The sequence below is a fragment of the Brevibacterium oceani genome, assembly GCF_013623835.1.
In the GTDB taxonomy this organism is placed as follows: Bacteria; Actinomycetota; Actinomycetes; order Actinomycetales; family Brevibacteriaceae; genus Brevibacterium; species Brevibacterium oceani.
Window position 1 is genome coordinate 494,953 of the sequence record NZ_JABKDE010000002.1, and the last position, 13,647, is coordinate 508,599.

At 65.2% G+C, this 13,647-nt stretch carries 18 protein-coding genes; 11 read left to right on the top strand and 7 right to left on the bottom strand.

Going from position 1 to position 13,647, the window contains the following annotated elements; all coding sequences use genetic code 11:
* The first annotated feature begins 50 nt into the window (after positions 1 to 50).
* Both HK401_RS05705 and HK401_RS05710 read left to right on the top strand, forming a co-directional pair.
* Entirely contained in the window at positions 51 to 689 is a 639-nt protein-coding gene (locus HK401_RS05705; RefSeq protein WP_181273689.1) for a ribonuclease H family protein, read from the top strand.
* Positions 686 to 2,284, top strand: coding sequence for an ABC-F family ATP-binding cassette domain-containing protein (locus tag HK401_RS05710; RefSeq protein WP_181273690.1), 1,599 nt, complete (start codon positions 686 to 688; stop codon positions 2,282 to 2,284). The genes HK401_RS05705 and HK401_RS05710 overlap by 4 nt, the downstream gene beginning before the upstream one ends.
* Here the strand turns inward: HK401_RS05710 and HK401_RS05715 are convergent.
* The 3 genes from HK401_RS05715 to HK401_RS05725 are packed head-to-tail and all read right to left on the bottom strand — an operon-like array spanning position 2,271 to position 3,900.
* Positions 2,271 to 3,188, bottom strand: coding sequence for an SURF1 family cytochrome oxidase biogenesis protein (locus HK401_RS05715; RefSeq protein ID WP_181273691.1), 918 nt, complete (start codon positions 3,186 to 3,188; stop codon positions 2,271 to 2,273). The two genes, HK401_RS05710 and HK401_RS05715, sit on opposite strands and share 14 nt — an antisense overlap.
* A complete protein-coding gene (locus HK401_RS05720) occupies positions 3,185 to 3,397 on the bottom strand; it encodes a hypothetical protein (protein ID WP_181273692.1) in 213 nt (70 codons plus the stop codon). Before HK401_RS05720 ends, HK401_RS05715 begins: the two co-directional genes overlap by 4 nt.
* The gene (locus HK401_RS05725; protein ID WP_309135913.1) at positions 3,394 to 3,900 is read right to left on the bottom strand and encodes a DUF3099 domain-containing protein; all 507 of its coding nucleotides are present in this window, start codon (positions 3,898 to 3,900) and stop codon (positions 3,394 to 3,396) included. Before HK401_RS05725 ends, HK401_RS05720 begins: the two co-directional genes overlap by 4 nt.
* Before the next feature lie 99 nt (positions 3,901 to 3,999).
* Here HK401_RS05725 and HK401_RS05730 point away from each other — a divergent pair, with 99 nt between their 5' ends.
* The 3 genes from HK401_RS05730 to HK401_RS05740 all read left to right on the top strand — a co-directional run bounded on the left by HK401_RS05730 (position 4,000) and on the right by HK401_RS05740 (position 6,129).
* Positions 4,000 to 4,710 carry a beta-ketoacyl-ACP reductase gene (locus HK401_RS05730; RefSeq protein ID WP_181273694.1) on the top strand — a complete coding sequence of 237 codons (711 nt, stop codon included), beginning with the start codon at positions 4,000 to 4,002 and terminating at the stop codon, positions 4,708 to 4,710.
* A gap of 129 nt (positions 4,711 to 4,839) precedes the next feature.
* Positions 4,840 to 5,598, top strand: coding sequence for an enoyl-ACP reductase FabI (gene fabI, locus HK401_RS05735; protein WP_181273695.1), 759 nt, complete (start codon positions 4,840 to 4,842; stop codon positions 5,596 to 5,598).
* 24 nt (positions 5,599 to 5,622) lie between these two features.
* A complete protein-coding gene (locus HK401_RS05740) occupies positions 5,623 to 6,129 on the top strand; it encodes a SixA phosphatase family protein (protein WP_181273696.1) in 507 nt (168 codons plus the stop codon).
* A gap of 123 nt (positions 6,130 to 6,252) precedes the next feature.
* Here the strand turns inward: HK401_RS05740 and serB are convergent, their stop codons facing one another.
* A complete protein-coding gene (gene serB, locus HK401_RS05745) occupies positions 6,253 to 6,930 on the bottom strand; it encodes a phosphoserine phosphatase SerB (protein ID WP_309135914.1) in 678 nt (225 codons plus the stop codon).
* On the bottom strand, positions 6,927 to 7,661 hold the full coding sequence (locus tag HK401_RS05750) for a hypothetical protein (protein ID WP_181273697.1): 735 nt from the start codon (positions 7,659 to 7,661) through the stop codon (positions 6,927 to 6,929). The genes serB and HK401_RS05750 overlap by 4 nt, the downstream gene beginning before the upstream one ends.
* A 44-nt stretch (positions 7,662 to 7,705) precedes the next feature.
* Here HK401_RS05750 and HK401_RS05755 point away from each other — a divergent pair, with 44 nt between their 5' ends.
* The 5 genes from HK401_RS05755 (at position 7,706) to HK401_RS05775 (ending at position 11,619) form a co-directional block, all read left to right on the top strand.
* Positions 7,706 to 8,491, top strand: coding sequence for an ABC transporter ATP-binding protein (locus HK401_RS05755; RefSeq protein ID WP_181273698.1), 786 nt, complete (start codon positions 7,706 to 7,708; stop codon positions 8,489 to 8,491).
* A 2-nt stretch (positions 8,492 to 8,493) separates the two neighbouring features.
* Positions 8,494 to 9,330: a sulfite exporter TauE/SafE family protein gene (locus HK401_RS05760; RefSeq protein ID WP_181273699.1), complete on the top strand. Its 837-nt coding sequence runs from the start codon at positions 8,494 to 8,496 to the stop codon at positions 9,328 to 9,330.
* Positions 9,331 to 9,379: 49 nt separating this feature from the next.
* Positions 9,380 to 10,273: a TrmH family RNA methyltransferase gene (locus tag HK401_RS05765; RefSeq protein WP_181273700.1), complete on the top strand. Its 894-nt coding sequence runs from the start codon at positions 9,380 to 9,382 to the stop codon at positions 10,271 to 10,273.
* Positions 10,274 to 10,431: 158 nt separating this feature from the next.
* Positions 10,432 to 10,755: a virulence RhuM family protein gene (locus HK401_RS05770; RefSeq protein WP_181273701.1), complete on the top strand. Its 324-nt coding sequence runs from the start codon at positions 10,432 to 10,434 to the stop codon at positions 10,753 to 10,755.
* A gap of 93 nt (positions 10,756 to 10,848) precedes the next feature.
* A complete protein-coding gene (locus tag HK401_RS05775) occupies positions 10,849 to 11,619 on the top strand; it encodes a phosphatase (RefSeq protein WP_181273702.1) in 771 nt (256 codons plus the stop codon).
* Positions 11,620 to 11,673: 54 nt separating this feature from the next.
* Here HK401_RS05775 and HK401_RS05780 read toward each other — a convergent pair whose 3' ends face one another.
* On the bottom strand, positions 11,674 to 12,225 hold the full coding sequence (locus HK401_RS05780) for a YbaK/EbsC family protein (RefSeq protein ID WP_181273703.1): 552 nt from the start codon (positions 12,223 to 12,225) through the stop codon (positions 11,674 to 11,676).
* 176 nt (positions 12,226 to 12,401) lie between these two features.
* On the opposite strand from HK401_RS05780, the gene HK401_RS05785 reads away from it, so the two are divergent.
* Positions 12,402 to 12,656 (top strand): type B 50S ribosomal protein L31, encoded by a 255-nt coding sequence (locus tag HK401_RS05785; RefSeq protein ID WP_181273704.1) that lies wholly within the window; start codon positions 12,402 to 12,404, stop codon positions 12,654 to 12,656.
* A 125-nt stretch (positions 12,657 to 12,781) separates the two neighbouring features.
* Here the strand turns inward: HK401_RS05785 and HK401_RS05790 are convergent, their stop codons facing one another.
* The gene (locus HK401_RS05790; RefSeq protein ID WP_181273705.1) at positions 12,782 to 13,606 is read right to left on the bottom strand and encodes a PfkB family carbohydrate kinase; all 825 of its coding nucleotides are present in this window, start codon (positions 13,604 to 13,606) and stop codon (positions 12,782 to 12,784) included.
* Positions 13,607 to 13,647: the final 41 nt, after the last annotated feature.

Below are 13,647 nucleotides of genomic sequence, written 5' to 3' on the forward strand. Positions count from 1 at the left end.
CTCCCGGCTCCGACGTGAAAGAATGGGAGCCGACTTTCCAAGGAGACCAATTGACGATCATCGCTGCCGCAGACGGGTCCGCCCTCGGCAACCCCGGACCCGCCGGGTGGGCCTGGTACGTCGACGACGGCTGCTGGCACGCCGGCGGATGGAAGAATGCGACGAACAACCGCGGTGAGCTCATGGCCGTGCTCGATCTCCTCGACTCCACGGCCGAGGCGGATGAGGACCTCAAGATCTTCTGCGACTCGCAGTACGTCATCAACGCCCTGACCAAATGGATGCCGGGCTGGAAGCGCAAGGGCTGGAAGAAGGCCGACGGCAAAGAGGTCCTCAACCGGGACCTGCTCGAGCTCCTCGACTCTGCGCTCAAGGGCCGCGACGTCGAATTCGAATGGGTCAAGGGACACAACAACCACGCGATGAACGAAGCCGCCGACGATCGTGCCAGGGCCGCAGCCACGGCCTATCAGAAGGGCACGGAAGTCCCCGAGGGTCCGGGCTACGTCCCCGCGGGGACGCCGTCGTCAAGCAACGCCTCCACGACGGACACGGCCCCCACGACCGTCGTGTCCTGCCGAGTGCCCGCTTCTGTTGCCGACGAACTCGTCGCCCGGGCGCAGGCCCGCGACATCCACCCGCAGGAATTTCTGGCCGAACTCATCGGCCGCAGTTTGGAGAACGAATGATTCAGGCCTCAGGCCTCGAGGTCGCCGTCGGTGCCCGCACGCTCATGTCCGAAGTCTCGTTCCGCGTCGACAAGGGCGACCGGGTCGGTCTCGTCGGCCGCAACGGTGCCGGGAAGACCACGCTGACGAAGGTGATCATGGGAGGACATCCCGCCACCAGCGGAGATGTCTCGATCTCCGGAACTGTGGGCTATCTGCCCCAGGACCCGCGCAGCGGCGACCTGCAGGCCACCGGCCTCGAGCGGATCCTGTCGGCACGCGAGCTCGACGTCCTCGTCAAGCGACTGCGCAAGGCCGAGCGGCAGATGGCCTCCCCGGATGAGAAGATCGCGACGAAGGCGATCGACCGGTACCCGCGCATCGAGGCCGAGTTCATCGCTGCGGGCGGCTATGCGGCCGAATCCGAGGCCTTCGCAATCGCGGCGAATCTCGGCCTCGACGAGGACCTCATCAGTCAGGAGATCGGCACACTCTCCGGCGGCCAGCGCCGCCGCGTCGAACTCGCCAGGATCCTCTTCTCCGCCCCCGACACGATGATCCTCGACGAGCCGACGAACCACCTCGACGCCGAATCCGTGCTGTGGCTGCGTGACTATCTCAAGGCGTATTCGGGCGGACTCATCGTCATCAGCCACGACCTCGATCTCATCGACGAGGTCGTCAACAAGGTGTTCTTCCTCGACGCCACCCGCCAGACCATCGATATCTACTCGATGGGCTACCGCCTCTACCTCAAGCAGCGCGAGGACGATGAGCGTCGACGCCGCCGCGAACGTGCGAACGCGGAGAAGAAGGCCTCGGCACTCACCGCGCAGGCGAACAAGATGATGGCGAAGGCGACGAAGACCGTGGCGGCCCAGCAGATGGCCAAACGTGCGGAACGTCTGCTCGCCGGACTCGACGACGAACGCGCCACCGAGAAGGTCGCGAACCTCCGCTTCCCGGCACCGGCCGACTGCGGACGAGTGCCGCTGACTGCCGAGGGACTCTCGCGCAGCTTCGGCTCCACCGAGGTCTTCACCGGTGTCGATCTCGCGATCGACAAAGGCTCACGGGTCGTCATCCTCGGCTACAACGGTGCGGGCAAGACGACGCTGCTGCGTCTGCTCGCCGGTCTCGACGAACCCGATTCGGGCCAGGTCGTGCCCGGCCACGGGCTCAAACTCGGCTACTACGCGCAGGAGCACGAGACGCTCGACCTCGACCGCAGCGTGCTGGAGAACATGAGCCGGAACTCACCGCACCTCGATGACACGGCGGTGCGCAACGTGCTCGGTTCGTTCCTGTTCTCCGGTGACGACGTGCACAAACCCGCCAAGGTGCTCTCCGGCGGTGAGAAGACGAGGCTGGCTCTGGCCACGCTCGTCGTCTCGAGTGCGAACGTCCTCCTCCTCGACGAGCCGACGAACAACCTCGATCCGGCCTCGCGTGAGGAGATCCTCTCGGCCATCCGCCGCTATGAGGGCGCGATCATCCTCGTCACCCACGATGAGGGAGCGGTGTCCGCACTCGATCCCGACCGGGTGCTGCTCCTGCCCGACGGTGACGAGGACCTGTGGAACGACACCTACCTCGACCTCGTCAGCCTCGCCTGAAGCGCTCCTCGAGCATCGCGTCCTCCTCGGCCTCGGCCTGACCGTGGACCGTGGGGGAGGCGAAGCGGTTGTGACCGTAGCGGCTGCCCGGCTGTCCGATCTTCGCTCCCGCGTCGAGGGCGGCCTTATCGATGACGACGAGTTCGTTGTCGTTGCCGCCGCGTTCGGCAGCCTCGGCGGTGGCCTTGCGCTCCCGGCGAGCCGAGATCGCGACAGCGATGATGATCATGATCCCGAACGCGAACCACTGGAGCATATACGACAGGTGGTTGCCGGGATCGAGGTCGGGCATCGGCAGCGGAGTCAGACCGGAGTCGGTCTCATCACTGCCGGTCGATGACTGACTGCCCGTCGGTGACGCTTCGGCGTAGACGTGGGTATAGGAGTCGTCCATCCCGGGGATGCGGGCAGGGTCGATGGCCTTGATCATTCCCGGGGGATTGTCGTCATCGGACCCGTCCTGGGCCGCCTGCAGATGAGCGATGACGGTCTGCCGACCCTTCGGTGCCGCGGGCACGGAATCCGCTTCGGTGGTGAAGCCTCTGACCACAGCGATCGTCGGGCCCTGGGCGATGTGGAAGGGGGTGACGACGTAGAAGCCGGGCTGGTCCTCGACGGTGCGGTTGCGCGCGAGGACCGTGTCGGCATCCGCGTACTCACCGGTCAGTCGGACCTGGGTCCATTCCTCGGTCGTGGCCAGGGTCGAATCCGTGTTCGGCAGCACCGAGTCCACGGCAACGGGATCGGCGGAATAGTTCGCGGTGATCGTGGCGATCTCCTGCTCACGCTGTTCACGACGGTCCTTCTGCCACAGGGCGAGGAAGACACAGGCGATGACGACGATGATCGCCATGGCGATGTACTTGAGCCAGCGTGCGGTGAAGAGGAAGGAATAGCGGCTCAACCTGCGCCCTCCGGAATGTCGTCGATGGATACGTCAGTGAGATAGAAGTCCCGAAGCGTGAGGAAGTCGCGCAGGTGGTCGAGATGGTCGTCGCAGGCCAACCAGGTCTTCTTGCGCTCGGGAGTGTGCAGGCGCGGGTTGTTCCACAGAATCGCCCGGGTCGCTGAGGCCCGGCAGTCCTTGGCCGAGCACTGGAGCTCGACGCTCATGCGTGGTCGCCCCTGTCATCGCTGTCATCGATCGTCTCTCCGGCGATGGTTTCACCGGCAACGGTCTCGTGGTCGTCATCGCCCGACTCTGCGTCGCGGGCTGTCTCATCCGACTCGGCTTCGCCGACGGTCTCACCGTCTATCGTGTCGGAGACAGCGCCGTCCTCACCGATCGTCTCACCCCTGGCGGGAGGCAGCTCGGCACGCGGCGCTTCGTCGAGCAGCGCCACGGCGTCGTCGCGGGTCCGCTCCCGACCGGCATTGGCGAAGATCACAGCGGGATACGGCAACACGACCGCGCCGGCGACGCAGATCCACATGATCACGTGCTGGTCGGCGACGAAAGCGAAATAGGCTCCCACGAAGCAGGCCGTCCTGATGCCCATCGTGATGGAGTACTTGATGATCCGAGATCTCATGTCATCATCAAGGGCGGTGTCTGCCGTGGTGATCTGTTGCGAGTGCCTGACCATATCCTTCTTCGATCGATGACTGCCAAACATGATACTCGTCCTTTGTGAGAGACGTATCCACGGACCAGGGGACAGGATAGGTTGGTCCACGATAGATTTGCCTACACAGTCGATCAACAGGAGTCATCCGTGTCAGAACCACGCACAATCCTCGTCACCGGCGGCAACCGCGGCATCGGCCGCACCATCGCCGAGGAGTTCATCGCCAATGGCGACAAGGTGGCCGTCACCTCCCGCAACGGAGACGCTCCCGAAGGGGCGCTGGCCGTGTCCGCCGATGTCACCGATTCGGCATCCGTCGATGCCGCCTTCGACGAGATCGAAGAGAAGCTCGGCCCCGTCGAGGTGGTCGTGGCCAATGCCGGCATCACGCGGGACAACCTGCTCATGCGGATGAGCGACGACGACTTCGAAGCGGTCGTCGATACGAACCTCACCGGTGTCTTCCGCACCGTCAAGCGCGGGATCACTAACATGATCCGGGGGAAGAAGGGCCGCATCGTGCTCATCTCCTCGGTCTCCGGTCTCTACGGCGTTCCGGGCCAGGCGAACTATTCCTCGGCCAAGGCCGGTCTCGTCGGCCTCGCCCGTTCGATCACCCGCGAACTCGGTTCCCGCGGCATCACTGCCAACGTCGTCGCCCCGGGCTTCATCCGCACCGACATGACCGACGAGCTCAGCGAGAAGCAGCAGAAGGAGTACCTGGCGACGATCCCGGCCAAGCGCTTCGCCGAACCGTCCGAAGTCGCCAAGGTCGTGCGCTGGGTGGCTTCCGACGAGGCCGCCTACATCTCCGGTGCCGTCATCCCCGTCGACGGCGGCCTCGGCATGGGGCACTGAGCCTCGACCCTCACGCATGTCGCGTCAGATGCGGTCTCGCCCGTGCTCAGCCCGTAGACTGCACACCAGAGATGCCGCGTGAAGCGGCGTCAGCCACACGATCAGCAAACCCTTGTAGAAAGGACCACCATGGGAATTCTTGACGGAAAGCGCATTCTCGTCACCGGCGTGCTCACCGAGGCCTCGATCGCCTTCGCCGCCGCCCGCATCGCACAGGAGCAGGGTGCCGAAGTCATCCTCTCCAGCTTCGGTCGGCAGATGAAGATCACCCAGGTCATCGCCGAACGCCTGCCGCAGACCCCGAACGTCATCGAACTCGACGCCACGAACGACGAGGATCTCGCGGCTCTGCCCGAGCGTCTCGGCGGCAACATCGACGGCATCGTCCACGCGATCGCCTTCGCGCCGAAGAATGCCCTCGGCGGCGTCTTCCTCGACACCCCGTGGGAGTCGGTCTCCGGCGCCATCCACGTCTCCGCGTACTCGCTCAAGGCCATCGCCGTGGCCGCCAAGCCCGTGCTCAACAAGGGTGCCGGCATCGTCGGACTCACGTTCGACGCGACGATCTCCTGGCCGGTCTACGACTGGATGGGCGTGGCCAAGGCCGCGTTCGAGTCCACCGCCCGCTACCTCGCGAAGTACGTCGGCGAGGACGGCGTGCGCGTCAACCTCGTCTCGGCCGGTCCGCTCAAGACCACCGCTGCGACCTCGATCCCCGGCTTCGAGACCCTCGAGGACATGTGGGGCGACCGTGCACCGCTGGGTTGGGACCAGAAGGACACCACCCCGGCGGGCAAGGCGATCGTCGCACTGCTCTCGGACTGGTTCCCCGCCACCACCGGCGAGATGGTCCACGTCGACGGCGGCTTCCACTCCACTGGCGCCTGAGACGCGACGCGAGAGGCCCGACACATGCCCGTGCTCATCCTCGCCCGCCACGCCAAGGCGGAGCCTGACGGTCCGACCGACTTCGAACGGTCTCTCAGTGCCAAGGGCCTGGCTCAGGCCGTCGAGGCCGGAGCCGAGATCGCCGAACGCTGGTCACCCGATGTGGCCATCGCCTCGGAGGCCCGTCGCACCGTGCAGACCGGTCAGGCCGTCGTCGAAGCGGTGAACCGGGCCGCCGGCGGCAGCGTTGAGAAACCCGGCAGCCTCGAGCTGCGTGAGGATCGCTCGCTCTACGCCTGCGAGGTCGAGGACTGGCTCGATGCCATCAACTCGATCCCCGCGGACAGCGAATGCGCCTATATCGTCGGCCACCAGCCCACCGTCGCCGAGGTGATCGGACGCCTCAGCCCCGAACATGGAGTTCCGGACGGGTTCCGTCCCTCCTCGATCGCGGTCTTCGACCTCGAGAGCTGGGACGTGGAGCCGGGGTCGTACCCGGCGCCGCAGATCCGCGTCTTCCATGGTGTGTGAGCCACGGAGTCCGAACCGACGCATCTGATGAACTGAGGCCCTCCGACCGACGTCGGAGGGCCTCTGTGCTTGTCCCGGAGCAGAGCGCCACGCTGGCGCTGCTTGATGTTCGTTTGCTTGCCCTCAGGCTTCGGTTCGAGCCTCGATGATCGTGAGCACCTCACGCAGGTCTCGTGTCGTCACGGAGGCATCGGCAGCCTCGACGAGGGCGGGCTTGGCGCAGAATGCAATGCCGAGACCGGCGGCGCGAATCATTCCGATGTCATTGGCCCCATCGCCGATCGCCACCGAGGCCGCTCGGTCGAAGCCTCCTGCCGAGAGCAGGTCCTCGAAGATCGCCGCCTTCGCACTCGGGTCGATGACTCGCCCGCTCGTGCGTCCGGTGAGGCGGCTGTGCTCGATCCCGAGACCATTGGCGAAGACGTCGGTGATGCCGAGCTCCGCGGCCACCGGGGCGATGATCGCGGTGAATCCTCCGGACACCAGAGCCACTTGACCGCCGGTCGAGTGCACGGCGGCTACGAGGTCGGCGGCACCGGGGGTGAGGGTGATCTGTTCGCGGACTTCGTCGAGGACGGTCTCCGGCAGCCCCTCGAGCAGCGCCACACGTTCGGCCAAGGAGGCGGAGAAGTCGAGTTCGCCGGCCATGGCGCGGTCGGTGATGTCGGCGACCTCATCACCGACTCCCGCGTGGGCGGCGATGAGATCGATGACCTCCTCGTTGATGAACGTCGAATCGACGTCCATGACGAGCAGCTGGACGGGTCGGGCGCTGCGCGCGGTCTGTTGGGTTTCACTCACCCGTTCATCGTAGCCACTGCCATGATGTAGTTCGCCGCAGCGGGGTGCAGCTGAGACAGCAGGGTTCCGAACTCCGGCGGGGAGACCGTGGCCGGGGCGAGGACCGAACGCATCCGGTGGTGGATGTCCAGGGCCGCGTAGATCGCCCTGGAATCGGCCTCGGTGGGAATGAGGCGGGAGATCGGATGCGTCGTCGACAGCTCTTCCTGCCAGTCCCGCCACGGGCCCTGCCGCCAGTCCTGGGGAACGTCGAGGGTCTCAACGAGGGTCAGCCCTTCCATCACGAGCAGGCGCAGGCGGCGCAGCGCCTCGGCGGAGGTGCCGACGGTGACGGGGCGGAAGAGCGTGGGACGGCACGCGATGATCTCGACGTTCGCCTCGGCGCCGATGAGCGCCACCGCCGCCTGCTCGGAACCGCGGTGAAGGACGACGGGGGCGCTGTGCCGACCCACCTTCGTCCGTGATTCCTTCTCGACCGGGGGAGTCGTGTGCGGCAGGGACGGGTGGTGCAGGGCCAAGCGCGCATGCGTGATCCCGGCGGCAGCCGCCTCGGCGATGAACAGCAGCAGTCCGGTGGGAACGGAAGTGTCGAAGACCTCATCGGCGACGATGAGAGGAACATCACGATCATCGTCGAGGAACGCGGCGCTGACCTCGTCAGGGGGCAGGGTCGAGCGCAGACGATGATTCATCGCCAGGGTCAGCAGGAGTGAGTCGGTCGTGAGGTCCATGTCGAACCAGAATAGACGGCGCGCCTGCGATAGAGTCTGAGGATATGAGTGATGTCCTGAATTTGGATTCCGTGTCCGTGCGTCGGGGGAAGAACTTCCTTCTCGACGATTTCTCGCTGACCGTCGCCGAGGGCGAACATTGGGCCGTGCTCGGACCCAACGGGGCGGGCAAGACGACGCTGCTCGAACTCGCGGCCGGTCGCATGCACCCGACGAAGGGTGCTGTGAGCATTCTCGAGGAGCAGCTCGGGCGTGTCGACGTCTTCGAACTGCGCCCGCGCATCGGCTACGCGTCGACGGTGCTGGCCAACCGGATCCCCAGCTCCGAGGCGGTGCTCGACACCGTGCTCACCGCCGCATACGGCGTCACGGGACGCTGGGTCGAGGAGTACGAACAGGCCGATATCGACCGGGCCCGTGATCTGCTCGCCGCCTTCAACATCACCCATCTGACCGACCGCACCTTCGGGACCCTGTCCGAAGGCGAGCGCAAACGCGTCCAGATCGCCCGGGCGCTCATGACCGACCCGGAGCTGCTGCTCCTCGACGAACCGGCCTCGGGTCTCGACCTCGGCGGTCGTGAGGAGCTGCTCGGCGCGCTCACGGAGATCCTGTCGTCGAAGTGGGCACCGGCGACGATCATGGTCACTCATCATGTCGAGGAGATCCCCGCCGGCGTCACACATGTCCTGCTGCTGGCCGACGGCACCGATCTGGCCGCCGGACCCATCGAGGACACGCTCACGGCGGACAACCTCGCCGCGACGTTCGGCATCGACGTCAAGCTCACCCGCGACGGTCAGCGCTACCACGCACACTCGACTCTCTGAGCATGGAGCTGTGGCAGAGCATCGGTCTCGAACCGTGGCAGATCGGTCTGATCGTTCTCGCCGGCATCGCGGCAGGCGGCATCAATGCCGTCGTCGGCTCCGGCACCCTCATCACCTTCCCTGCGCTCGTGGCCTTCGGGGTCCCGCCCGTGGTGTCGACGATGAGCAACGCGGTGGGCCTCATTCCCGGCAACATCGCTTCCTCGTTCGGATACCGTGAGGAGCTGCGCGGGCAGTGGAGACGAATCCTCGGCTTCGTGCCGGCGTCCCTGCTGGGGTCGCTGACCGGGGCGTATCTGCTCCTGCATCTGCCCGAGGACGCGTTCGAGACGATCGTGCCCGTCCTCCTCGTCGTCGCCCTGATCATGGTCGTCGGCCAACCGTATCTCTCCCGGTATCTGAAGAACCGGTCCCTGCGTCGGGCCCAGGAAGCCGGCGTCGAGCACACCGCCGCCGAGGTGGGGGATGCGCTGTCGACCGGCCGTTACCTGGCCGTGCTCCTCGTCGTCTTCCTCACCGCCATCTACGGCGGGTATTTCGCTGCCGCTCAGGGCATCATCCTTATCGCCCTCCTCGGGCTGCTGCTGCCCGATGATCTGCAGCGGCTCAACGGGCTGAAGAACGTTCTCGTCCTCTTCGTCAACACGGTCTCGGCGAGCACGTACATCATCGTCGGCCACGACCGGATCAACTGGATCGCAGTCATCTGCATCGCGATCGGCTCGCTCATCGGCGGGTACTTCGGGGCGCGGATCGGCCGGCGGTTCTCACCGGTGCTGCTGCGCACAGTCATCGTCATCCTCGGACTCGTCGCGATCTGGCGGATCGTCACACTGTGAGTGAAACAGCGAGCGGGACAGTGAATGTGACTGCAGACGGGGGAGTGCTGTGAACACGCCGGCCAAGGCACCGCTGACCCCGCAGCAGGTCATCGACCGGGCGGACGAACTCGGGATCGCCGCAGATCGTCTGCGGTTCTTCGATGAGGCGGACCTCGCCGCCGGCGGCCTGGACGATATGCACGACTACACGCAGCTGACCGATGTCGCGCTGCGCAGCGTCCGCGAACCTGCCGAGGGTCTGTTCATCGCCGAATCGTCGAAGATCATCCGCCGCGCCCACGCCACAGGCATAGTGCCCAGGTCCTATCTGACGAGCCCGAAATGGCTGTTCGACCTCGCCGACATCATCTCGACCACTGATGTGCCGATCTTCATCGGCACCGACGCTGCAGTCGAAGCGCTCACCGGCTTCCACCTCCACCGAGGCGCCTTGGCCGCGATGGCCCGACCGGTCCTTCCCGATCCTGCTGACTTGGTCGCCGATGCCACACGCATCGTCGTCATCGAGGACATCGTCGACCACACGAACGTCGGCGCGATCTTCCGTTCGGCGGCGGCCTTCGGCGTCGACGCGGTGCTCGTGACTCCACGCTGTGCCGACCCGCTCTATCGGCGATCGATCCGAGTATCCATGGGCACGGTGTTCCAAGTGCCGTGGACACGCATCGACTCGTGGCCAGGAGGCATCGGCACCCTGCAGGATGCCGGCTTCCATGTCGCGGCCCTCGCGCTCGAGGAGGACTCAGTGGCCCTGCGCGATTTCGCCGCGTCGGCCCCGGGACGGACCGCGGTCGTCTTCGGCACCGAGGGCGACGGCCTGCACCGATCGACGATCGCCGCGTGCGATTCGACCGTGATGATCCCCATGAGCGGGGGAGTCGACTCCCTCAACGTCGCAGCCGCCTCGGCGGTGACCTGCTTCGCCCTGCAGGAGGGTTAAGGCACCATGACTGTGAGGCCGACGATCGGTTCGGCAGAGATCGTGGTCCAGTGCCAGACCGGGCGTATGCCGCGGAACTGCCGCTCACCGTCACCGATATGGTTTCCCCATCGAGGTAGCGGACGGGCTACGTCAGTGCCGCCCTTTAGTGTTGTGCCATGGACAGAATTGAGCTCTTCAGTTCGAACGACGGAACGACATCGATTGAAGTTCGTCTCACCGGCGAGACAGTTTGGCTGACCCAACACCAGATAGCTGAGCTTTTCGAGACTTCTCGAGAGAACATCACGATGCATCTGAGGAAGGCGTTCTCGGAAGGGGAGCTGACGAGAAGGCAACATGTAAGGATTTCTTATAGGTTCGCCAAGAAGGTTTCCGTAATCGACAGCAGCGCTCTTTCCGCACTGACGCTTCTGGTCGCCATGAGTGATCTTTCAATGACCTCCCTGATCGTTCGAATGCTCACGACCGCCTCGGAGTGAGTTGCAGTGAAGCTCGCTGACTGTTCGACGGCCCTCGGTGTATAGAGTTGAGTTGAGCCGACTGGGCTCGAAGTGTTCCGAATAAGGAGATCAGTGGACCGCAGCACCTTAGCCCATGCCCTTGAAGCCGGACGCATCACCGGTGAGGTAGCCACCCCACGGGAGAACAACCTCTCCCACATCCACCGGTTCCTCGACCAGGAACGGCAGTTCGACTTCGGTGTCGAACTGACCCGCGACTGGGACTATGATTCCGTGTTCGCGCTCATGGTCGAACGCTGCGGTCTGCGGCCCGACCCCGAATTCGTCGAAGGCGTAGACACGATCTCCACCGACCGGTGCATCGCGGCCCTGGAGAGGCTCGCCGAGGCGGTCGGCGACGTCAGCCGCGCCCGTGGCCGGATCCTCTTCGCGACCGGCCACCCGGCGGGCCTGCTTCCCGTGCACATGGCCATCGCGGCGGCCGCGAAGGCTGCCGGCGCGGTCATCGACACCGGCGATCATCTCATTCCCGTGCCCGAGATCGGCGGCGACGTCCGGCAGATCAACAATGTCTGGACCTGGCACCTGCACGGCGGCAGCCCGCACACCCACCTGGCAGAACCTATGCATGCACTTCTCGACGATTTCGCTGCCCGCGGAGGCAGCACTCCGGATCTCGTCGTCGCCGACCACGGGTGGGCCGGAGCGGCCTCGAGCCGTGGACTGCGCACGATCGGCTACGCCGACTGCAACGATCCGGCGCTCTTCGTCGCCGAGGCGCAGGGACAGATCGAAGCCACCATCCCTTTGGACGATGACGTCGTTCCCAACCTCTACGCCCCGCTCATCGACTTCGTCATCGAACGGGCCGGGCTGAACTGAGCGCGGGAATCCTCAACTGCGCGAAGGATTGGATTCCTCAACCGCGCGCTGGGGTCAGTCGATGTCGTTCGCGAGACCCTCGACCACCTCGGCGCCGGGAAGGGACGCGAGAGCGGAACCGGAGAGCAGCAGCTTCGAACCGCGGATGCCGGAGCCGATGATGAGCTCCGTGGCTTCGGCCACGCGGGAATCGATGAGCACCCGGTAGTTCTCGGGAAGCCCGATCGGCCCGATTCCGCCGTACTCCATTCCGGATTCGGTGACCGCGCGTTCGAGCGGCAGGAAGGACGCCTTGCGGACGTCGAGGAGCTTCTTCACTCGTTTGTTGACATCGGCTCGGGCGTTCGCGAGCACCATGCACGCCGCGATCCGCTCCTCACCGGACCGCGAACCGGCGACGAGCACGCAGTTCGCCGAGGTGGCCGGCGGCAGATCGGCCGCGTCGAGCAGGGCAGCGGTGTCCGCGATCTCCGGGTCGATCGCGAAGACCTCGACATCGCCGGTGACCGTCGACAGTGCGTTTGCAGTGGCTTCGGCGAGGAGTTCGGGAGCACCCGCGGCCGGCTGAAGGGTGAACTGAGTGGAGATGCGTTCCTTTGTGGTCATGGCCACAGTCTAGGAGATCGGTGTCGAATCGCTTTGCCTGCGCCCATCGGTTAGACTGGACTGTCGCTTCGTGTCCGGTTCCTACGGTTCGGAGCGTGTCCAGCAGGCGAATTCGGGCACTGGCAGATGGGCCGACCCATACCAGGCGCCTGAAAGAATTCAGCAGAGGTAAGAATATGAAGAAGGACATCCACCCGGAATACGCGCCGATCGTGTTCAACGATCTGGCCTCCGGCACCAAGTTCCTCACCCGCTCCACCGCTCAGAGCGACAAGACCATCGAGTGGGAAGACGGCAACACCTACCCCGTGATCGACGTCGAGATCTCGTCCGCTTCGCATCCGTTCTACACGGGCAAGCAGCGCATCCTCGACTCCGCCGGCCGCGTGGAGAAGTTCAAGGACCGCTACAAGGGCTTCGGCAAGCGCTGATCCTCAGCGAGTTCGACAGCATCATACGAACTGCCCCGCACGCCATGTGGTGTGCGGGGCAGTTCGCTGTCTGAGTCGCCTCGCTGTCTGCGTCCCCGCGGGGACGCAGACGAACTCGACGGATCTCAGTCCACGGTGACCTTGACCTCGGGGGACGGCTGAGTCCGGGCCGCCGGGTGCAGCAGCGAGGCGACACCGGTGGCATTGTCGAGGCAGTTCGCGATTCCGTGGGCGACCTTCTCCTTCGCGGCGATGACCGCGTCGCGGATGTCGAGGCCGGTGGCGATGCCGGCTGCGATCGAGGAGGCGAACGAACATCCCGCTCCGTTGACGAGTTTGTCGTTGACCTTGCGCGAGCGCAGCGTCGTCACAGTCTGACCGTCGAAGAGGATGTCGACGGCATCGTCGCCGGCCAGTCGGGCGCCGCCCTTGACGACGACGTTCTGTGCTTCCTGGGAATGGATGATCTTCGCCGCCTCGATCATGCCCTCGACGGAATCGATGGGGTCGAGATCGGCCAGTGTCGCGGCCTCTTCGAGATTCGGGGTGATCACGGTCGCCAGTGGCACGAGGTTCTCGACGAAGAGATCCTTGAGATCGACCATGGTGCCGACTCCCTTGCACACGAGCACCGGATCGAAGACATAGGGCAGCTCGTTGGACTTGAGCTCCTCGGCCAGGACCAGCGCCGAGTCGACGGATCCGAGCATGCCGGATTTGATGGTGTCGAACCTGTGCACGGCCAGCGTGGACTCGAGCTGGCGATTGACGACCTCGGGGTCGATGAATTCGACGACATGGGTGAAGCGGTCGTTCGGGTCGAACGTGACGATGCAGGTGACGACGGCGGTGCCGAAGGCACCGTACTCCTCGAACATCTTCAGATCGGCTTCCAACCCCGCGCCTCCGGAGACATCGGAGCCGGCGACGGTGAGCACTTTGGCGGTCATGGTGGTCCTTTCGGGTAAAGCTGACGCGAAGAAGTCTACGC